The 19,751-nt window shown below is 51.1% G+C and carries 24 protein-coding genes; all 24 read right to left on the bottom strand.

The window, feature by feature from the left end; all coding sequences use genetic code 11:
* Positions 1-191: 191 nt before the first annotated feature.
* Positions 192-905: a phage baseplate protein gene (locus tag AACS05_RS11865; RefSeq protein ID WP_045443150.1), complete on the bottom strand. Its 714-nt coding sequence runs from the start codon at positions 903-905 to the stop codon at positions 192-194.
* Positions 905-1,912, bottom strand: coding sequence for a hypothetical protein (locus AACS05_RS11870; protein ID WP_045443153.1), 1,008 nt, complete (start codon positions 1,910-1,912; stop codon positions 905-907). The genes AACS05_RS11865 and AACS05_RS11870 overlap by 1 nt, the downstream gene beginning before the upstream one ends.
* Positions 1,912-2,178: a hypothetical protein gene (locus tag AACS05_RS11875; RefSeq protein ID WP_045443156.1), complete on the bottom strand. Its 267-nt coding sequence runs from the start codon at positions 2,176-2,178 to the stop codon at positions 1,912-1,914. The genes AACS05_RS11870 and AACS05_RS11875 overlap by 1 nt, the downstream gene beginning before the upstream one ends.
* Positions 2,175-2,843, bottom strand: coding sequence for a hypothetical protein (locus AACS05_RS11880; protein WP_045443159.1), 669 nt, complete (start codon positions 2,841-2,843; stop codon positions 2,175-2,177). Before AACS05_RS11880 ends, AACS05_RS11875 begins: the two co-directional genes overlap by 4 nt.
* 3 nt (positions 2,844-2,846) lie before the next feature.
* Positions 2,847-4,904 (bottom strand): transglycosylase SLT domain-containing protein, encoded by a 2,058-nt coding sequence (locus tag AACS05_RS11885; RefSeq protein WP_045443162.1) that lies wholly within the window; start codon positions 4,902-4,904, stop codon positions 2,847-2,849.
* Positions 4,905-4,968: 64 nt separating this feature from the next.
* Positions 4,969-5,586, bottom strand: a complete 618-nt coding sequence (locus AACS05_RS11890) for a hypothetical protein (protein ID WP_071828934.1) — start codon at positions 5,584-5,586, stop codon at positions 4,969-4,971.
* Positions 5,583-6,014, bottom strand: a complete 432-nt coding sequence (locus AACS05_RS11895) for a hypothetical protein (RefSeq protein WP_032686971.1) — start codon at positions 6,012-6,014, stop codon at positions 5,583-5,585. Before AACS05_RS11895 ends, AACS05_RS11890 begins: the two co-directional genes overlap by 4 nt.
* Positions 6,015-6,037: 23 nt before the next feature.
* Positions 6,038-7,375, bottom strand: coding sequence for a hypothetical protein (locus tag AACS05_RS11900; protein WP_045443173.1), 1,338 nt, complete (start codon positions 7,373-7,375; stop codon positions 6,038-6,040).
* Entirely contained in the window at positions 7,375-8,319 is a 945-nt protein-coding gene (locus tag AACS05_RS11905) for a hypothetical protein (RefSeq protein ID WP_045443176.1), read from the bottom strand. Before AACS05_RS11905 ends, AACS05_RS11900 begins: the two co-directional genes overlap by 1 nt.
* Positions 8,306-8,746, bottom strand: coding sequence for a hypothetical protein (locus AACS05_RS11910; protein WP_045443179.1), 441 nt, complete (start codon positions 8,744-8,746; stop codon positions 8,306-8,308). Before AACS05_RS11910 ends, AACS05_RS11905 begins: the two co-directional genes overlap by 14 nt.
* On the bottom strand, positions 8,743-9,183 hold the full coding sequence (locus tag AACS05_RS11915; protein ID WP_045443181.1) for a hypothetical protein: 441 nt from the start codon (positions 9,181-9,183) through the stop codon (positions 8,743-8,745). The genes AACS05_RS11910 and AACS05_RS11915 overlap by 4 nt, the downstream gene beginning before the upstream one ends.
* Positions 9,183-9,653, bottom strand: coding sequence for a hypothetical protein (locus tag AACS05_RS11920; RefSeq protein ID WP_045443190.1), 471 nt, complete (start codon positions 9,651-9,653; stop codon positions 9,183-9,185). The genes AACS05_RS11915 and AACS05_RS11920 overlap by 1 nt, the downstream gene beginning before the upstream one ends.
* 54 nt (positions 9,654-9,707) lie before the next feature.
* Positions 9,708-10,736: a hypothetical protein gene (locus AACS05_RS11925; protein ID WP_045443193.1), complete on the bottom strand. Its 1,029-nt coding sequence runs from the start codon at positions 10,734-10,736 to the stop codon at positions 9,708-9,710.
* 14 nt (positions 10,737-10,750) lie between these two features.
* The gene (locus tag AACS05_RS11930; protein ID WP_045443196.1) at positions 10,751-11,368 is read right to left on the bottom strand and encodes a hypothetical protein; all 618 of its coding nucleotides are present in this window, start codon (positions 11,366-11,368) and stop codon (positions 10,751-10,753) included.
* The gene (locus AACS05_RS11935) at positions 11,361-12,662 is read right to left on the bottom strand and encodes a DUF2213 domain-containing protein (protein WP_045443199.1); all 1,302 of its coding nucleotides are present in this window, start codon (positions 12,660-12,662) and stop codon (positions 11,361-11,363) included. Before AACS05_RS11935 ends, AACS05_RS11930 begins: the two co-directional genes overlap by 8 nt.
* Positions 12,643-13,476, bottom strand: coding sequence for a hypothetical protein (locus AACS05_RS11940; RefSeq protein WP_045443201.1), 834 nt, complete (start codon positions 13,474-13,476; stop codon positions 12,643-12,645). The genes AACS05_RS11935 and AACS05_RS11940 overlap by 20 nt, the downstream gene beginning before the upstream one ends.
* Positions 13,421-14,857, bottom strand: a complete 1,437-nt coding sequence (locus AACS05_RS11945) for an anti-CBASS protein Acb1 family protein (RefSeq protein WP_045443204.1) — start codon at positions 14,855-14,857, stop codon at positions 13,421-13,423. Before AACS05_RS11945 ends, AACS05_RS11940 begins: the two co-directional genes overlap by 56 nt.
* An 18-nt stretch (positions 14,858-14,875) precedes the next feature.
* The gene (locus AACS05_RS11950; protein WP_045443207.1) at positions 14,876-16,204 is read right to left on the bottom strand and encodes a terminase; all 1,329 of its coding nucleotides are present in this window, start codon (positions 16,202-16,204) and stop codon (positions 14,876-14,878) included.
* A complete protein-coding gene (locus AACS05_RS11955) occupies positions 16,194-17,288 on the bottom strand; it encodes a terminase small subunit (RefSeq protein WP_045443210.1) in 1,095 nt (364 codons plus the stop codon). The genes AACS05_RS11950 and AACS05_RS11955 overlap by 11 nt, the downstream gene beginning before the upstream one ends.
* A gap of 3 nt (positions 17,289-17,291) precedes the next feature.
* Positions 17,292-17,501, bottom strand: coding sequence for a hypothetical protein (locus tag AACS05_RS11960; RefSeq protein WP_032687329.1), 210 nt, complete (start codon positions 17,499-17,501; stop codon positions 17,292-17,294).
* 59 nt (positions 17,502-17,560) lie between these two features.
* A complete protein-coding gene (locus AACS05_RS11965; RefSeq protein ID WP_045443213.1) occupies positions 17,561-18,412 on the bottom strand; it encodes a GREB1-related protein in 852 nt (283 codons plus the stop codon).
* Positions 18,405-19,196 (bottom strand): ParB/Srx family N-terminal domain-containing protein, encoded by a 792-nt coding sequence (locus AACS05_RS11970; protein ID WP_045449613.1) that lies wholly within the window; start codon positions 19,194-19,196, stop codon positions 18,405-18,407. Before AACS05_RS11970 ends, AACS05_RS11965 begins: the two co-directional genes overlap by 8 nt.
* A gap of 255 nt (positions 19,197-19,451) precedes the next feature.
* Entirely contained in the window at positions 19,452-19,634 is a 183-nt protein-coding gene (locus AACS05_RS11975) for a hypothetical protein (RefSeq protein WP_045443216.1), read from the bottom strand.
* 15 nt (positions 19,635-19,649) lie between these two features.
* A complete protein-coding gene (locus AACS05_RS11980) occupies positions 19,650-19,724 on the bottom strand; it encodes a M15 family metallopeptidase (RefSeq protein WP_404842381.1) in 75 nt (24 codons plus the stop codon).
* Positions 19,725-19,751: the final 27 nt, after the last annotated feature.

Below are 19,751 nucleotides of genomic sequence, written 5' to 3' on the forward strand. Positions count from 1 at the left end.
TCGTAAAGTATTGCTTTTTGCCACTAATTTTAAGGCTTTCACAATCCAATCTCCTCCGCTAAAATTAATCACGGAAGACCTCCAAACATTCGTAATTCTTCCTTGCTTGCTCAAGGCCGAAACAGAAAGCCCCGACTGCTGGAACAGTTCGGGGCTTTCGCTTTATGGATAGAATTTAAAGTGAACCGGTATTAACCCGGATTTGGTTTCTTCGACGTGATAGTGCTGCCGCCGCTTTGTACACCTACCACATCATGACCATGGCCACTGACGCTCACGCCGTTGATAACGGCATCTTTCTCGACCTTGAGAGGGCCAATCAGCGAAGCTGCGGTATCCTTCATCTGGGCTTTGTCCTGGACGATCGGACCGTTGAGGTGAATTTTCCCGCTCAGAAAAATATCTTCGGCCTCGAGGTAAACAACCTTCGACTTTTGCCTGATTCCTTCCGGCGCCACCGTTACCGAGCTGCTGCCGTCCTCTGTTTTGAGGATTGCACCGTCAGGGCCGTACAAAACGATTTTTCGCGGATCTTCTTCGGACCAGTCCTTGTTTGCCAGTGGCACGAAAAACAGCGGTGTCAGCGACATCGAGTAGGAAAGAGTCGCCATACCTGTCCCCAATCCGGATACACCGCGCAGGGATACATCGGCGGCGATCGTCACTCCCTGATCTCCTGGCTGTATCGGAAAACGGATATACGGGAACGTGGCCACAGGTATTGTTATCTGAGGAAAGTTGATCCCCTCAGGCAGCATATCGAACTGGACAGTGACTATCTGGCCGTTTACCGCCACCACATGACAGGGTAATTCCCGCCCTTTCAGCTCGGCTTGCTGGTTACCAGAGCTAGTCATCATCTCCGACAGCGTTCGGAGAAATGGTAATTTTTGAGCGTTTGACATTAAACCCTCAACCAGTTCTCAGCATAAGCCTCGAAAACCGTCACCCAGGCATCGCCGTCCGCAGTAAGATACGCTCCGATGTGTCTGACAGACTTAATCAGAAATTTTCCGGTGAACGTGGTCGAATTTTTGGAGATAACGCTGGGGGCTGTTGTGTTAGCCATCACAATCGACGCAGCGCCGGAGTAAAGCGCCTCCGGCAATTTAACCACATCACCGCACCTGATCTCGCCCCGCAGAGGGCATTTGAAACTGACAGTAAACGGCGCTATCCAGGTCGGCTGGCCGATCAGTTCATGGGCATGAATTGTTTTGGGCTCTCCCCACTTTGCTGACGCGTTATCATAAATTCGTATTCTGTCGGAAAGAATGCTGATGGAAATCCCGCTATATTTCTTATCGCGCATCATTGCGATTGAAGCACTACGGAGAACCATCGCCAGCGAACCAATGTCTTCGTAGGTTCCATTCCACGGCTCTGGCAAAACGAGGCTGTCGCTGACGGTACAATCGATCAATTTATTCGGAAATGCCTTTTGCAACGCGCGGGAGATAACATCACCCACCTTTTCCCCTGTTCGCCCTTCACCCTTGATAAAGAACGGCTTACCGTCATCGGTTTTGCGTATGATGGGGTTAATGACCAGATTTAAAGTCTGGTTTGTGCCAATCCAGTTGGCGTAGGCCAGATAAATTTCACCATAGATTACTTCGCCCTGTTGTTCCGGGTTTGCCAGTGGTAACCCTGCAACAAAACCGGCTTTCATGCGGACCAGGCATCCCTGCAAATTCACACTTTGCTTCAGCATCTCGATTGGTAATCCGTAGATCGTCAGCATCGTGCCAGATCTGACTACATCCAGGCCGGTTACCTCAAAGTCAAATTCAATATGTAACCCGCAACCTGGAGTCTTACTGGTATCAAAAGGCCCTATAGGTTTTCCGTTGCTATCCACTGGCGGCTTGCCTGTTTTAGGGTTAATGATTTCCAGGCGGTAATAACGCATTACGAAACCTCAAACTGATTAGTGCTTTCACGAAAAATGAGCTTTCCCGGCACAAATGGAAGCGCCAGATTAATATCGTAACCATCAGGGGAAGCAATCAGCGGTGTGTACACAACCACATCACCAGAACTGTCTTTTAGCTCCAGGTAATACCGGTTTGCGTACAGGTTAAATGGGAGTCGGGCAAATAGTTCGTATTTGCCAACTCTGGCAGTGAACTGGAACGGCTCACGCCCGTCAGGTTTGAAAGGAATCAACGTTGTCATATACCAATACCAAACTCCTGCGCAATCTGGTTTTTGATTCCTGACCACGAAAGCGGCCCGTCTTCAGGTATGCCTTTGTCGAATTTATTCAGAACACTCGCCAGCGTCGTTACCGTTTGTTCGACAGCCGATAGCGGCTGCTCAAACTCAAGCTGCCATGTGTGCTGCACCTGCTTGTTCTGTTCGGAAAATCCGGAAGTATCGACAAACGACCGCATCAGACAGCGCGTATAGATGAACGATGGCGTCATAACGGTGTAACAGCCGCCGTTCTGGTTGTGCATGTCGAGTGCCATTTTCAGCGCGGTAAAAGTCATTCCTTTAGTGGCATAACCGCCATTCTCTGTGGAGGCCGGGCGGATCATCTGCATTACTACCCGATTTGGCTTTCTGACGGTCGCATTCGCTGCCGTTACCTGGTTATAGAAATTCAGGTTGCAAATATCCTGCTGGACCAGTGTTGTCCCTGCCATTGGCGTGAATGCGGCCATCGAGCGTGTGCCGATCTCACCATGCAGCAGCCCGTTGGCGATACTCAGGCCTTCGGTCAGAACGGCGATCGGCATCACTCCGCCAGGTATTTTCGAAGCGATGCCGTCAACTAAAAGAATTGGCGAGACTTCAAACGCCAGTTTGAAAGCCTGCCCGAAATAGTTTAGTGACATGGATTACCTCGGAATTAACTGCCCGGCGAGTTGTGCAGAATAGCTGGCCCCCGGCTTCTCAAGAATCTCAAGTTGGATAACGGCTCGCCCGTCAGAATTGTTGGCAAGCATCTGTTTTGCAGCATGTAGTTTGCCTTCAAGCATGGGGCGTTGCGCCCTGAGTTCTGGAATTTCTGATAATGCTTTCAGAAGGTAATTAACAGTCTCGCTTTTTAGGTTCAGAGTGTTATCTTTTCCGACCGCAATATTTCCACCGTTATACTGCGCAAGCATTTTTGCAATATCTCCCTTGTAACGGCTGCTGTTATCAAGGAAATAACGAGCTGCAGCATCGGTAGATTTCTCAGGATCAAAAAAATCCCTGCCATAAAGCCCATAAGCATTTCCGGTGCTTTTGACAAATTGTGATAGCCCCATAGCTCCTCTTTCGCTAATCGCATTGGGATTCCAGCCAGATTCAATACCGATAACCGTCTCTAGCAGATTTTCAGGTAACAGAGCAGCCCTTGCTTTTGCCTGCACCATACCCAGCAATTTATCTTTCTGGCTCAGATTGGCGTTGTTGCTGCCTCCAATTTTGCCAGGCCAAACCTTGCCTGGATTATTTTTTTGCCACTCCTGCACTTCGTTAAAATATTCAAATTTAAATCGCCCCTCCAGCCCTTTCATTTCCTCACTGGTGGTAGGAGTGTCGTTTGTAGGAATAACCAGCCCGGCTACAGTTCCAGCCGTTGCCCCGAGAAGACTTCCTCCAACAACACGGGCGGTAACTCCGGTAGCTGTAGCGGCGACAGCACCAATCCGCGCAGGACCAGCAAGCATTGCCGCACCAAAAAGCCAGGGATGTTCCGCTGCGAATCCCACGAACCCAACAAGTGCCTTAACAACTTTCGCGACATTTTCGGCAAAATTATTCAGGTCGTTATTAAAGTCGGGGCCATTTACGTACTTACCAAGTTTATCCAGCCCTGTTTCTACATCAGTCAGGATCCTTTTAAAATTCTCACCATTAAGGAAATTCAGGCCAGCATTCGTTACTCCATTAGATATTTTGATTAGTTGTTCAGAATTACCCGACATAGCTCCCTGAAATCCACTGGTAAGTTGATCCCAGTTATTTTCCAGGCTACTGGTAAGATTCTGATATTTACTTGTATGTGCAGAGGTGAGCAACGAGTCATTCTGAGAAGCCCGCAATAAAAACTCTTTATTGAGTTCAGGTATTTTGTCCTGATATTTTACAAGCTGATTCGCAAGACCAAAATTTACCCACCCAAGACTTCTCCCCCTCAACATGCCCTGTGTAAGACCTGTACCTTCATACTCTTTTGCAAGAGCGGCAACTCGTTCCAGCAGTATAGGGAGGTTTTCAGTCGCATTTTTATCAGGGTTCATACCCAGATTGAGCAAACCTACACGGGCTGGGTGGTCCTGATCATTCTGCGCATTTGCCAGCGTATTTAGCAGATTGCCAACACCAGAAAAATACGGGGAATAAGTGCTTTCCGCCGCTTTCATTTCTCCCGGTGTGGCGAGCAGTTCATCAGCATTTTTCTGTTTTTCTACAACATCACGGGCCATCATGCCAAAACCGAACGGCCCTGCTACGCCCATAAGCGCGAGTTTCGTCCCCCACGATACGGTGGTTTTAAACAGATTGTTTAACCTCGAGGTGGTCGTCTGTAGCGTCGAATTGATTTGCTTATAAGTTTTCAGCGTCTGCTGAGCATTTTTACCCAACCCGCTGAGATACTTATCAAACATCGTTTCGCCGCGGCCTTTGTAGTTGCTGACAAACGCGTCCGAACTCTTACCCGAACCAATAAAACGCCCTTTCTCATCCCTCGCTCGACCGGATATATCAGGGCCAGTTTTCCCTGCTGTGGAAGCAGGAAGGCCGCTTTGCCTGTTCCTGGCTTCCCCCTGGTGTGGTATTGCCATGGGGAAACCACCCGGACCTATTTTTAACCCGTTCTGATACTTTTCAAATATTGCCTCAAGCCGCTTGAGATGCTCATCATTGACATCCAGCGTCAGCACTGGCATCTGGTTACCAGCCATTACAATACTCCTGCGGGATTTTTGAATTTGAGCAGCTCACGAAACTGAGCTGCTGATTTAATATTCAGACCGGAATCTGCCCAGATTTCGCTGAATCCGGCTCCGGCTGAGTAGTCGAGGATTTCGCTGATGACGTGCTCACCGTCGTGCCAGAACTGGCGGTGGGCTTCAATGTCGGCAATGAAGCGATCCATTCCGTAAGACTCAAGGACGAGCATTGAGTGCCCCATATTCCATTGACTACATCCATAGTCCCCTTCGCCTGATCCGGGGAATTTATCGACGAGACGCATGTAAAAAAAACGAGTTCACCCGCTACTTCATCCAGTTCAACAATTCCGCGCTCGAGTGCAATATCAAGGGGGATCGTCTCATAACCTTTGCCCTCTACTGGATAAACAAGGTTTGCCAGGCGAACGATCTCGTTAACCAGCGTATTACGGACCCCCTTATCACCTTCCCAGGCATTAGAATCACGCGAGATCCGCTCCAGCATCAGAAAAGCGATGCGCGGTCCTGCAACAACTCCCAGCCCCTCGGAGAAAATGGCCGAAAAGGTTTTGCTCAGAATGAAAAAATGCTCTTTGAACACTTCTTTGCTGATCGGCGTGGCATGGACCCAGGCTTTCCCTTTCTCAGTCTGGACGGGAATAATCAGGTTTAAATTTCGGGAGATTTTCATACCAGATCCCACATTTCAGAGTTGATGTAATACGTGCCGGTAATGGTGATGGCCACACCCGGCTCGCCCCCGGCGAAGGTCATATCCTGCACGTTGGTGATTGCAGTGTTGTAGATATCAAAGTCACCAAAAACAGTGCTGTCGCTGTACACCTTCGCGTCGCCAATGGTGGCGTTCTTTTCCCACTGCGCCTTGAATTGTTTACCCAGCGCCTGACTACGCAGCAGATGAACACGCGCCTGTAAAATCATGTACGGCTGCGGCGACTGTACGGCACCTGTCATGGCGGGTAAAAACTCCGTGATATTGCCCTGAAAGGACAATTCGACGCCTTCTTTCGCAAGGAATGAGGCGGAGACATTGAGTTCGGAATGGGAGGTAAATTTAATGCTGGCACGAACCCGGTTAAGGGTACCAACAGGGATCATTGGATTTGGCACGACTCAGATCCTCACGAAAGCTGCATAGTCACATTGATGTTGAAAATGATTTCGGTAAATCCACGCATCGGCGTGTATACGGCAGACAGCCCCGCATAGCGCCCGATACCGTAATCATTGGGGTTGGTTTTGGTGTACTGACGGAAAGGCACTGCATCAACGACCGGCTGGCCATTTACGAGCCCGTAGGAAACGCCTGTATTGAATACGCCCTGTGCGACCTGTTGCAGTCGGTCGATGCCGTCCTGGTTGTAATAGAGCGGATTAATCGGGTTATTACTGCCGTTGATCACCGTGTTAGCGAGCTGCATATCCACGTTAATCTGCACCCAGTCCACCGAATACCAGTACGTCATATCGTTGCCGTCACTGGTTACGCCTTTCACCAGAATGGTGTTAGAAATACCGCCCTCTGCCCCTGTATCGACGTAGTTGATGTTCTGCTTCGTCATCGTAGTCAGGATGGAATTTTTACCCTTGTGGGCGTTTACCGCCTGTAAATAGCGGAATGCCATCGGTGGCACTTTGTTGATTTCCGAAGGTGACGCCGAAACGAAATTCCACATTGTCGCGGCTGCCGCGTTCGTCGCCGGGTACGTATCATCGGCCTGAGCAATAATCGACTTAATGCCCGCATAAGGAGAAACGTAATTGGTATCACCCGGCGTTTTGGTCAGTACGAAGAAATACTGCATCGCTTCGTTGGCGGTGTAGAGTTTTGCCAGGGTGATAAATTCTGCGTTCCCGTCCCACGTCTGCGGCACCAGATACGCGTAGAAACGTTTGAGCGGATCTTCCATATAAGCTTTGAGTGCGGCGATTTCGGCACTGACGCCGGATTTCTGCACGCCAAGCTCCAGCAGGTACGTACCCACCTTGTTACCCTGCGCAAAAAACGTGTTGACCGCCGTCACCAGATTGTCGCCCCCCTCAATGGAGAACTGCCCCAGCGTCGTCGGCGATCCGTTAAGTTGGGAATCAGGGATCGTCCATGTCAGCGTATTGCTTGCCGTCACGGTTGCCGTGAATTCCCCGTTCCAGGCATCCGGAGAGCAGCCGGAAACGATGATTTTCACCTCGGAATTATCATTCCGACCAATTGTCACTCCTTCCGGCAGCGTCATGGTGATATTGACGTTACCGGATGACTTGGCGCCCGGCGCCGCAGTCAGTGAGCCAATGGCGTTTTTCACCAGTTCGCTGATTTCTTTGTCGCGGGTAATGAGTACCGGTTTACCGGGTTCCTGTAATGTTGAGCCGAAGGAAAGAACGGCCGACATCTGTTGAAGGTTGGCGGGAATAGCCCCAATCGTCTGGGACACATTCACCGTAACGATATTAAAGCCCATTATTTGACCTCGTAGTTACAGATCGCTTTTTTGATTAACTGTTGAGAGAGTTCCCGGGTGGTGGTCTGGTAGTAATTCACCTCAAAATCGACGGTTTTTTTCTTTGCCAGCGCGTTGATTTCTACCTGACCGGATTTTGCGTCCTGCGGTACCGGAATATTGGTTACCCCGAATTCCTCATCCTCCAGTGCGCGACTCACTACAGAATCGACAAAATCCAGCGCCATTTTGTTGGTGAAGCCGTAGAGCGTCAGGCGCACCGAATCCTGCACAAGCTGGTATCGCTCGCCGCCATACACGATGGGTGCAACCTGTAACGGCGTACTGTTGCGCACGTCTACCGCGATATACGGAGGACGGAGGTTTTGAGGAACGAGGTATGACGGATAAACCGTGGCGAAATCCTTCATCGTCAGCCAGAGCGGGATGCTGTTGGAAATGATCCGCTCGTTGGATATGTCGTCCGGACAGTCGATGATCTGCGATCGCATGGTCGGCAAAATCGCCATGCCCCGATAGTGAAAAATGCCCGATTGCTGGTATCGGCTTTCCATGCGGGAAAAGGCGAACTGCACGCCGCCATACTCCCCCAGATAGATGCTGTCCGGGTTTTCAGTATTAAAATCGTCGATCTGCTTAATCGGCGTGAAAATGATGTTATTCACATCCCGCGATACCGACTCATCCTGAACGGTAACGATTTGTCGGTGCAGACTGCCTTTAATTTTCAGACGAGCCGGAGACTCGATATTCAGGCGACACAACTCGTCACAACTCACGATTTCCGCATTCACCCAGTACACAAAACCATCCAGCGGTAAAACCTGCCGGACATAAAGCCTGAATGTGATTTCCTGACCTGAGGAGATAGTTTCGACTGCGGATTGAAGAACTGAGGAAAGTTGCGAGCCATGCTGTTGAGCTAATTCCTCAAGGCTCGGCATCGTTACCTATCCACGCTATAAAACTGGTTTTAAACAGCCCGCCGTCAATAAATGACGGACGTCGCTCCCCGGTGTATTTGTCTTTCAATCGTGAATTAACCCCCATTAATGCAGCGTTTGTCGGTACAGGGTTTCCGTTAATGGTCAGCCCGGCCATTTCTTCGGACTCCAAAAACCGATGAAAAATTTCTCTGGTGTCGCCCATCACCTGCATTGATGGCAACGGTGCCTTATGCTTGAGATGATTAATCAGTTGATAAGCCAACATCTCGCCAGCCTCCTGAATAACCTCGTCCTTATGCATATCCCAAAAATGCGTAAAAATTTCGTAGCGCTCTTCCAGATCCTGAGCCACTTCGAACGTGGTTTTTCCCGGGTCATCTCCATAGTCATACGGCTGGTCGATAACCCCAAAACAGACCTTCATGGCGTGTAACCCCATACCGAACCCATCTGCATGAGCACCGCAACAACCTGTCGACCATACGGATCCTGCAGCATCTGCAAATCCATTAGCGTAAGGTTGCTTAATGCATCACTGATGGTGACAGAACCGGATGTGCCCTGGTCGGCTGCCGAGTTCACCAGTCCGTAAACCGGTTTACCCAAATTGAGTTTTTTCCGCAGGGCTGCAAACCACGGACCAGGCGCATAGTTGAGCAATAAGGATGCAGCAGCGTTGTAGACTGTGTGCGTGTAGATAATGGGCAACAATTCCAGCCCCTGATCGTGTGGGATCAATTCCATCGCCGAACGAAAACAGCACTCGAGTGTAGGGTTATCGTCAGCGATGACATGAACCGGCACACCCATTTCGCCACGCACAAAACGAATGAATCCATCCAGTGTCGGGCGAAGATTCATTATTTTTTAACCTTGATGTTACGCTTTGAACTGGGCGGATTGTCCTGCTCGGTATTCACGGCTTCCCCGGTAATTTCCATTTCAATTCCACCGGAAAGCGGTTTTTCACCGCTCTGGATGACGGCCTGATCCACCGCGTTGTTCAGGGACACGGCGCTGGCCGCCAGAATTTCCTCTGACATGGATTTCAGGTTTTCCGTTTTCTGCTCCGCGCCGTCCTCGATGCGCCCCACCGTCACCGGCTTATCAATGGAGTAGCAGATACCAGAAAAATTCTTGTCCACCTTGTCGCAGCGCTGGAAACCGTAAGGCTCATGCTGGCGAATGATGTGATCGATAATATCGGACTGATTCTCGATCATGTGCTGACGGCCTGACGGAATAGTCACACCGAATGACTGCGTTTTTTCAGGGAGTTTGTAGTTAAACGTGTGTGCCTGGCGGGAACAGTTAGCAATATACAGTTTCATGAATTTCTCTCACAAAAAAGGGGGCATCAGCCCCCCTGCACTCAGGTTTATCGTTTATGCGTATTTTGCTGACAGCAGCGTCACCCCTTCCGGACGGAAGTTCCAGCCCGGAGTTGAACGCATAGTGTACAGCGTGGTCAGGCCACCATCCGGCATCGGAGACGGAATTTCTGTCGGTGCCGCCATGTCGCAGAACATGACGTTCACTGCCTCCTGGTTCGGAACCAGCGTCGAGAAAATATTGGTGTTAATGGTATGACGCGCTTCCGGCACTTCAATCGTCGGATTGGTAACGATGATCAAGTCGTTGCCGCCAGCGCCTTTACCAATCAGCGTGTCGTCCTGGCAGAAAATAATGTCATCGCCTGTCGCCTTATCAGCTACGTCTTTAACCATCGTCCCCACGGTTCCGGTACCGCCACCCGGACGCTGGTAACTGGTCAGCTCAACAATTCCGGTCCATTCCAGCGCCTTCATGAATCGCTGCGGACTCAGAATGACGGTCGTTAATGGCTGGCCCAGCAGCAACATGCGGGTTTTCTGGTCAGCAATAAGGCCGAGGAAAAATTTAGCCATCTCGCCAGAATCCCAGGTGGTGTAGGAATCATTACCTTTGCTGTCACTTCCAAGATTCAGCGTCGTGGCGTTCGGGGAGTTGGTGATCCCTTCGTTATTCGCCGCATTCACGCCGTACAGCAGCATATTACGCAGCATCTGAGCGTGCCCCTGACGGTTAGCCAAGCGCAGACCTTCTGTCAGGGAGTAACCCCAGCGATCTGCAGCATCTGTATCGAGATAGCTGTACTGAGAACGGGAGGAAATACGGTAAGTCATCATCCCGTCATAAGCGCCCGCGATGCTGGATGACGGCAACTGGCCCGGCAGAGACTGACTGGCCTGCGCCTGTGAGGTCATGCGCAGGTATTTCTGATAGACCATCAGATCACTAGAGCTGATTTTAACCGATGGAGCACCGCCAGCCAGGACTTCAAATGCGCCGGAAGCCATGCTCTGTTGCACGATCATTTCCGGCAGAACCATAGACGGCGACACGATAGTAGTCGCAGGAGTAAATGCGCTCATTAATTAAAATCCCCTTAAATCAAAAACAGACCACACGGCTTACCGGTTTCCCAGACAACATTGCCGCCGTCTTCTTTTTTCACCGTCAGGTTCCCTTCAACTGAAACCATCAGCAGCTTAATGTCCACCTTCGGATTGGCTCCCGGCGTTCCCGTGTAAACATCAATTTCATTTTTCGTCAGATCCCACACAAAACCACTGGCGGCGACCGTGTTGTTACCATCGGCCAGCGCGACCACGTCCGCACTGACAGGGAGAGGGATGCGGGCACCAGAACCGATCCGGTAATAGTGGACAAAGCCGTCCGCAAGATATAACGGCACCGGATTATCCGGCGTGGTGATGCCGTGAAATGCCTGATTAAAGACCGTGAAGGCGTTACAGGCATTCTGTGTAGCCTGTTTGATAATCGCGCCGTTAACGCTGTCTTTTACGGTGGCGATACACTCCATTACGCCAACACCACCCCATACCGGGGCAGAAATTTTGCTGTCCAGACGCCCTGAGCAGAGTTGCAGACGAATCGCCGGATCATCCTGCGCGTCCCCCTGCATGAGGCCGCGGGATTCAACATTGAAAAGGCCACCAAATGCCCCACGGTTTTTAAACGGATGAAAGTTAATATCAGCCATTGTTCAGGCTCCCTTGAGTGTTAATTTTTGCCAGGCGACGTCCTGGCGTTTTAAACGTTGCCAGCCAGACGTTCGGATCGCCCTGATATTCAGTGATACGACGCCCGGCTTCATCGCTGCGAACGCGTTTATGCAGTTGCCCCAGCGTACTCGTCATTTCTTTTTCAATGGTCTGACGGGCGGCGCTGAAAATAGCGTCCTCGAGCACAGCCAGCGTCGCGGAATCCGCAATCGCGCGAATATTCACGTCTTTATGCGCCGGAGAATGTTTCTGCATGGCGATAAGCGCGCGCTTGCGGTAGTCCAGTGCGTTTTCACCGGAGAACGGCGCTGGCGCGTTTTTGCCGCAGGCACTGAATGCGGAGTCCGCTTTTGCCTGTGCCTCTGCCAGAGCAGAATCGTTGCGTTCTTTTTCTGCGGCTTCATCGGCTTTGCGCTGCTCTTCTGCCGCTTCATCTGCTTTACGTTGTTCCTCCGCAGCGGCCTCGTCAGCCTTACGCTGTTCCTCAGCGGCTTCATCAGCTTTGCGTTGTTCCTCTGCTTCGGCATCGGCTTTGGCCTTTTCCTCGGCCTCTTTTTTCGCCTGTTCGTCGGCATCTGCCCGCGCCTTGTCCCGCTGTTCCAGCGAATCCATGCGCGTGACGACACCGTCGATTTTCTGATTAATGCCACTCAGGGCATCACTCACAACCCCCTTTAACAGGGCCTGGAGTTCTTCTTTTTCCATCTCAATCTCACCTGTATTTGTTACTTCAACCCCTGCGGGGATCCGGTCTTTGTCCCACACGCCCAGCGAGCCGTGGTCTTTTGTCACCAGCGCAATGTGATCGACCAGAAACGGAACACCCTCGATCAAAAAGTTGGTGTCTCCCTCCTGCACCTCCACATTCCCTGATGTTTTGTTGAACACCACAGACGGGCTTGTCGAAACATCCCCCTCAGTGATTTCTTCAACAATGCTCTGGAGGTAAACGCGGCACACCGCCCATACCTCATCGCCCCGGATATACGGAAGCATGACGCTACCGACGATCCGTGATTTAAAATCCTCCTCCGTCAGAACTGCATCATTCGGATGATTTGCGATAACCGGCAGTCCATTACAGCGCCTCAAAAACTCCTCGTTCAGATAGAGCTTCGGATCGCGCCATACGTGTTCTTTCAGCCCGGCGCGATACGCCAGCCCGGTTCCCGTTATGCGCAAATTCACCAGCCACATGTTGGAGAACTTCACCGGAGACGGTACGGTGCCGTCCCTGATGCGCTCCGCTACTTCAAGCTCGGTTAAACTCACGTTTTCCCTTCTCCGTTAAAAATTCGTCGGGTAGTTTCTGAGGGGCATAGATGGGCAACGCATCGCAGCTGCAATAAACCTCCTCTCCGGCAGCGGTGATTTCGTCATAGAAGCCGTAAACGGGCTTAATCAGCCCCTGCTCGAGCGCCCACGAATCACGCAGGAGGTAAATTTTTTCGTCGCGATCTTTGTGGTCAACACGGTAGTCATAGCCAGGACGGCGCCAGTTCGAATGCCAGCGCAGTGCAATAGCGCCGCTTTGAACGGCCAGCAGATACTTAACGTTGCTCGCCAGCTTATGCCCCTGATCGATAGCCACCCGGCGACTGATGAAGTCCATATCCTTAATCGACTTCTGAAACTCAGATTTTCGCGCCCGGCGATCGACATCACTCACCCCGTCCGGAGGAATAGACGTGGCCCATCCCTGAAAACGCTGAATGGTTTTCTCGATGGCCTGTTCGCGGTTGAGTTTTATCAGGTTGGCACTGGCGAAAATTCGCTTGTCGAGTTCCTTGCGAAACTCAGGTTTCAGCTTGTCGAGGGTAACTTTTTTCGGACCGTCTGCGGGCTGGTCCCGTAATGCCCCGCCGTCGATAACCAGACGGCTGTAAATAGCGGTAAGGTGCTTTCGTGCTACGTTATCGTCTGGTGTCTCCCGTCTCGCTGCGACACGCAGTTTCCGGCACCATTCGAGTAATGATTCTTCAGTATCCCACCCATGATTAACGTAGTAGTTAACGGCATCCGTCAGGACTTCATACAGCGTCAGGATCCGTTTCTTTTTCCTCCCCGCCCGGCTGGAAATTGCCATCAGGCGTCTCCTGCTTCGGTGGTTCGTAGTTCGCCAACGCATCCACATCAATGATGAGAGGCGCTTCGCCGTAGGTTTGCGTGGAATTGACCAGGCTCGCCAGCCATTCAGTGACGGCGGCGCGGTTTTCAGGGTCAACCTGTGGCGCTACGGCAGAGAACAGCGCTATCGCCTGTTGAATCACTTTGCTGTCGCTTTCCCGGCGTTTGTCCGGAGATTCCTCCACCAGTTCCTGCCACGTTGCGGTAAATTCACGCCGCCACTGGTAGAACATGGTTTTGTAGTCCTCGGTTATGATGTCCGGGTAATCATTTCTCAGTGACTGGTAAAATTCCTCGTTCCACGCGATGTACTGCACCAGACGCTCGAAATAATCCATCACAGGTTCAATCTGCTGGCGCACACCATCGATATACTGGCTGATAGCTTTCGAATCCTCAGAACCATCAGACCATCCTTTCGAGAAGGCCTCCTCCTTGATGAGAATCGCGGGAACATCACTACCTGATGCAATATCGGAAATGATGTTGTCACGGGCGGCATTTAGCGCCCCGTCGATGTTTTGCAGGTTCAGGGAAGCAATATCGTCCTGCTGACCAACACTAATGACACCGCCATTTTTCGCTTCTTTCAGAACTTCACGCTTTCTGCCAGTGACTTTGGCTACGATGCCGTCAGCTTTTGAGCCATTCTGAGTGACTTTAGCCACCAGCACCCCGGCTTTCTTGCTAACCAGATCGCTGGCCTCCATCGTGTTGATGTAGGATTTCAGGGAATAGAGAACGCGCTGGAACACACTGCGCCCGGTAAAACCATACGTGGAATTCTGGTATTCGAGATAAATCGGCGTGCCGTTGAAAATTTTCAACGTGCGTGATGGATGCCAGTTTTTACCGCTGATTTTCAGAGTCTTATTGGCTTCCTGGAAAAACGGGCTGTTGGGATTCTGGTCGGTCACCATCGAACCGGAAGCGTTCAACGGATCCCACGCATTGATATACACATCATCCTCAGTGAGCCCGAAAGTCGGAAGAGGATCCCGGCATGAAACACTGTCGGTACCCACGCCGATAGCGGCGGCGCCATAGCAACGAGAGAGAAAAAATAGATTTTTAATCTTCTCGTTAACCTTCATACGCTCCCACACCTCCTGGAAACGCCGCACAACCCTCTCGTCAGGGTCCGTCTCCACGTTGTACTGGCGCGGCTTGCACATCGCCATCAGTATGGGTTTTTCGACAAGTTTCCCGCCCAGCGGGTGGTACTGCCACAGCAGTTTACACAGATCATAGCCAATGTCGGTTCCTGGCTGAATTTCTTCAGCTTCAAGAATACGCATCAGCGAAGAACTGAGATTTACAGAAATGTCGATCTCGGCCATCAGAAAAAATCCAGATTTTTACAATGCTTCGTAGTTGCCGAACGCGATGATCAGCCCGTACGTGTAGCAATCGAAAAGGTCGTCCGCGCGTTTGTGCGCGTCTTTGTCGGCCAGGTGGAACCCGGCGATTTGTTTGATGAGGTGGTTCGCGGTTGTACGCTTGAATGAAACGGTTTTGTCGTAAGCCTCGCGGGTAATTTTGCATTTCCCCTGGTAATGGTGGCTGGAAGCCAGCACCGCGCGCTCGTCTTTCCCTTTGCTGGTTAACGCTGATTTAATCGGCGTCATATCCCAGCCTTCGGTTTCCGCTTTCTGGTTGAGGATTGCGCCCATTGCGGCGTCTTCCATGAATACCCCCTGACTCCCGAGGCGGGGGCGACAGAGTTGCGCCAGCCGCTCAAGGTTGTCATAAACACCGGGGATATACTCCGGAAGCAATGACGCTTTAATTTGCGTCACATCCCAGTCGATAACGGTCAGTTTCGGCTCATCGGAATACGTGGACTCATACGCGAAGTAAACCACGCCTGTCCCGTCGTTCTCCGTCCCGCCTTTCAGCGCCGTATCCATTACCGCAAAAATCATGTCGCAGTGTCGCGGCATCTCAACCGGCTGGCCATCCACCAGCAGCTTATCAACATCGAGTAATGCGTCTTTCGACCAGTCAACGAACTTGGCGAGATATTCCTGCTGCCACACGCGCGGCTCCGATTTTTTCTCCGTGTCCTCCAGTTCCTCTTTCGGGATATAGGGATTCGACGAAGTGGGCGCATGGTGCATGACAAATCCCAGAGATTCATCGTGGCACACCGCATAGAAAAAATTACGCTCATCGATGCCGTTTGGCGTTGAGAACACCCAGGCGCAGCCGCGGTAATCGACCAGTGTTGGACGTATTGCGCGGGGCCAGATTTCCTCGAGCATTTCCGGCGATTTGGTGAATGCGGCCTCATCAATCAGCACTGCATGATACTTACGCCCACGCCCGGCCAGTTTGTTGTTATCCGTCACCCAAAAGTCGATACGCCCCCCATTGCGGAGGATGATTCGCTTTTCGTTCTTGGACTGACTGAGTATCAACGGTTGCAGTGCTGCGCAAATCTCGTCCCAGATTTCCTGGTACTGTCGGTACTGAGCGGTAAAAATCCCCACCCTGCCAGCTATCAACTGCCCGGTAGTGGGTACCGCAAATCGTCTGGTGGCGTAACTGGTGGCGATATTCACCAGCATCACCGTTTTACCCCAGCGACGACCGCAACACACAGCATGAAAACGTTCTTCTATTGCCGCAGTCCATGCCGCAATTTGCCCCTCGTGAGGCTTTGGAAGGAAAATTTCAATCGACATTATCCACTCCCGGCATCGGCAGAGAGTTGTGAATAATTATTTGGTTATTAGCGCCACCAGCACCTTTCTTGAGGTTCTCAATCTCAGTGCGCAGTTTTTCATTGCGCAGGCGTTTCCATTCATCATCCAGATCCGTATTTGCAGATCCTTCGCTATTTTCCGGCAACGGCTTTTTCACAGTCGCCAGATACTTCAGGAGTTCGCGACGTGCCGCGCCTTTGTCCTCCATCAGTATTTCAACGCCGAATTTCCCGTACTTCGCCCCGGCATAAAGCAGTCGCGCATCACCATCAAGCATGGTGGTATCGGCAATATGGATTTCTCCCCGACCCTCACCACAGCATTTCGGGCAGTCAGGATTAGGTATGGCGTTATCAACGAATCCGAGGCCGCCGTACTCAGGCGCAGGCTTACCGTCCTTACTGGCCTTCTCTGCGGCTTTGTCAAACTCCGCTATATCACGCCACTGATAGAGGTGATTTTCACCCCAACAATAACGGCAGTTAACGCGGCGAAATTGAGCCAGTTCGTTAGGGTCAGCCTGGACAATGGACATAAGCTGGCCCACCAGTAAATCGAGGTCAGCGGTATAACGTTTCTGGTACTGATTGCGGAACCAGGTGATGGCGCGATAAACCTTAGTATTTCTTAATAGCTGGCTTGCCCCGGCGCTCGCCGCATTCCCCTCAGATTTATACCCAGCCAGGCGGTATGCTTCGATGAGGTTTTTACCCTGAGCAACCAGCATCGCAAACTTTGCTTGCTGGTCTGAAATGCCGAATTCATCGGGATCGAATGAAATTTCCTGGTCGTTTCCTGTAACAGGAGGGACAACAACCACGGACTTCTTTTTCTCAGTTTTTTGCGTTCGCTTTTGCGCAGTTTGCGCAGTTTTCTTTTGCGCACCTTTTTGCGCAGTTTTGCGCACTTCGGTTTGCGCATCATTGATTGGTTTTTTCAGGTAGCGGCGAGCGGTGTTGTAATTTAATCCCTTCGCCTTACACCATTCCTCCTGGGATATGCCGGATCGGGTGTATTCAGCGATGTACTCCTGCCGCAATGCATCCCAGTCCTGTCTGCTCATCAGTTAGTCCTGATTTTTATCCACCTTGAGTAGTTCACGCAGGGCAAAGGCATCACCTTTCCGGGCCAGCTTAAACAGCGCAGCCCTCAGTTCGGCTTCACCTTTGGCTCTTCCTTTTCTGATGTATTTATAAAATTTCCCGAGGCATTCCCGATCCTGTTTCAGTTCATCCAGGTCGATATCGAGAACATCGGCAATCTGCTGCGGTGTCATACGGCACGCAGCCAGAGACTCAATTTTTTGATACGGAATCACTTATCACCCCCTTGTTGTTAGCAGGGTGTCTTCTTCCTGTATTTTTCGTGAAGGATTTTTACTGCAGCGTTGTTCCAGGTGACCTGATGGTGAATACGTTTATGGCTGGCCCCCATCAGTGCGATTTTCACGCATGACGGCGCATACATGACGGAGTAAAAACTTTTAACGTAGGTACCAGAATCCAGATACAGCTCGGTCATGCCGCCGCTGTTTTTCTGCGTCTGCTTCTGTCCTAACTGGACAGCACCAATCGTCATAAATAGTTCACCACGGCGACCGAGATTCGTGTATGTGTTCACGTCCTCGTTAATGCGCCCTATGAATGAGAACGGTCGATCAACCGAACAGATAAAACTGTTCATTGCCTTGCGTTTCACCCAAGCTGCATGACCGCCATTATCACCAAGAAAGTCACCGCCCTGCGCCATAGCGATGGAAAGCGCAGGTATTGATTCGTAATACGCCAGCATTTCAGAAAGGATCGCGTCCAGTTTCCTTATCGGGAAATAGGCCTGGTCGTAGTTCCGATCCACCCGAAACTGGAACTCGTGATAGTCGTCATCGAGCTGGATGTAATATTTACACCCAACCTTTTTTGCCAGGTCCGGACAGGCATTCCTGGCATAAAAGATTGAGCGCCTGTCGCCAAAGTTGTCTGCTTCATCGAAGCGGCTGGCAATATCCGTTTTAGAAAACACCAGCACCTGATCGCCAAACGCCTGAATATACTGCTGCCGGGTTTTATCCTCGTCATCAACAACGATATATATTTTTCCGGTGTAACCCGCCCGGCGCAGGGTTCGGTAAGTCAGCACGTTGTCAGGCCGCCCGTGGGTCAGAATGAATGCGCAAAAATCATCACGCATTTTCCTCCTCCTCATCACCATGCATGATCTCCACCATGCGCTGAGTCATACGGACAAAACCGTGTTCAATGGCTTGCTGGAAATCGATGATCACCAACGCGGACTCTTCAAACAGCGTCTGAATCTCTTCCGGCGCGTGAGCGTAGTAGTCAGCAATTTTGCTGAAATTGAAAACGGTATGCCGCTCTGAGGCACTCAGGAGGAATTTTTCGATCTCCGGATCTAGCCCGGCCCTGCGGATACGCTCTGCCAGTTCCTGCGTTTTCGCGTCATCGTACAATTCAGCGATATCAGGTTTTTCGCCTGACGGCTCATAAACAGGCGTGTCAATTTTGGCAGTGTACGGCTCATCGCCGTTTTCTGTGCCTGTTGTTACCTCTGTCAGCAGGTCGTCAATCTCTGCCTGGTTAAACCCTGTCAGAGAAATATCGAAATCAGCATCCAGCAGCTCGGTTATTTCCAGCTTGAGCAGTTCCACATCCCAGCCAGCATTCATCGGCAGCCGATTATCTGCCAGACGATACGCCCGTTTCTGATCGTCGGTCAGATTTGCAAGGACAATTACCGGAACGGTGTTCATGCCAAGCGATTCTGCCGCCATGACTCGCCCATGTCCGGCAATAATTTCTCCGCATTCATCAACCAGCACCGGATTCGTCCAGCCAAACTCCTTAATACTGGCGACCAGTTGTGCTACCTGCTCATCGCTGTGGGTCCTGGCATTTCTTGCACACGGTATCAGTTTATTTAATGGGCGATAGACGATTGTTAATTCTTCGCACATACAGCCTCGATGTTGAAATTTGAAAAGCCCACCATCGACCAGTGCGCAGGGTGCGCGGCGGGTGCCGATGGCGAACTTTGGCATTATCGCAGCCCCTCATTGAAGGGCTGCTGTAATGCCGGTGATCAATATCTGAATCGTGAAAATAGAAATCAGCATTTATTATTCAAAATACCGCACGCAGCAGAATTTTTTGTTTTCCGGACGCACTGGCCAGCGTCATTTTTCAGTAAAATATTCTGCCTTCGCGAGTGATCAGTTCTGCGCGCACCGCCGAACGCCATCAATAAGCTGGCAGACCTGAGAAGCGGTATCGAAAAGCTGACGCGCCTTATCCAGACTGACACAGCCCACCAACAAAAAAGGCACCAGTATCGCTACCAGTGCCCATCTTGCTGCCGCGCGTGGCGTTCGGTGTGTCCAGTGCTTTCGCTTCATATCACCACCAGCACACTAACGTTTTAACTGAAAATGAGGTCCGTCTTTCAGCGTGCGCCAGTCTCCACCCCATTCAATGGGTGTTCCCAGCTCTGCTGCAGCTTGCTTAAATGCCCT

Origin of the sequence: Citrobacter sp. S-77, from assembly GCF_963864895.1 — a bacterium.
Taxonomy (GTDB): Bacteria; Pseudomonadota; Gammaproteobacteria; order Enterobacterales; family Enterobacteriaceae; genus Citrobacter; species Citrobacter murliniae.